The 1,135-nt window shown below is 43.6% G+C and carries 1 pseudogene; it reads right to left on the reverse strand.

Annotation, left to right across the window (positions count from 1 at the left end):
* Positions 1-228 precede the first annotated feature (228 nt).
* Positions 229-1,135: pseudogene (locus tag F6K37_RS43715) on the reverse strand (IS4 family transposase); the annotation flags it as partial.

The following is a 1,135-nucleotide window of genomic DNA, read 5'->3' on the forward strand; positions in this document are numbered from 1 at the left end:
CCCCTGATAATTACAGATTACATCCATTGTGGATAAAGGAATAAACTATGGAATTTTATCTGATAAAAGTTTTTTTTATCAAAGCTTTATAGAGTTAAAGTTTTAGTTAATTTTTCGTGAAAGCGATAACCTTTATATAACCATTGTTTTAGTGATAATTACTCGGATAAACCTTTTTAATATTCTGTTAATTTTTGTCAATTATTAGGCCATATGTGTGGAGCAAATCTAAGTACAGGACAAAAACTGTAGAGATTGAAGAAAATCTCTTTCATTGAGGGAAGAAGGATTGAGTACAATATGACGAAGATGGTCAAGACCATATCGGAAAATACTCTTGGCTCGGCGACCATGTTTTTTAATCGAAATGGGCTGGAGCTGATGAAGGAATAACCCGGTTCGCATAGACCAGCATAATGCCAAAGTCAACAGTGCAAAGAGCTTTCCCAAGCGCTCTGCCTCAGTGAAGTGAGTCGATTCAATGGCATTAGCCCCGAGTCTTGAAAATGCCAAAGAGGGTTTCAATTCCCCAGCGTAAAGCATAATCGGCCACCAACCCCTCGCTGTTGGAAGGAGCAATGACCACCAAGAGCTTGCCATTATCAAGGCGCAATGCCTCAACGGCAACACAAAGACCCCAAACCCGGCTGGTTCCCTTAAGGGTTTGGGATTGACCCACCTTCAAGTGGGCAAAGAGTACTTGGGCTGCCAGAGAACGGCCATTGTGTTCAATCTTGTCTGTGGCTCGAATCCTCAATCGAAATGGCATTGATGGCTCTAGCAGGAGATAGCGCACCCAGGCTTTACCAATGAACTCTCGGTCGGCGCACAAGCAGCAAACCTGAGCATCCGGAAAAATTTTGTAAAACTGTTCGATCAACCGCATCCGCTCATCGCTGTTGGAGTTTCCTTTTTTATTGAGTATCCACCACAGTACAGGAAAGGCTACCCCTTCATGGACAATGCCCAAGGTCAGGATGTTGTAGCACCGAGAGCCAAACTCCCAGGTAGTACGATCTACACTCAATACCCACGGTTGAGGAATTTGCATCCAACTCACCACCAGTTTAGCGATCACGGTGTAATCGATGTCAAATTTTCGGAAAAACCGTTGCATGCGTTTGTAGTTCGACTC

This window comes from Moorena sp. SIO4E2 (genome assembly GCF_010671945.1).
Lineage (GTDB): Bacteria > Cyanobacteriota > Cyanobacteriia > Cyanobacteriales > Coleofasciculaceae > Moorena > Moorena producens.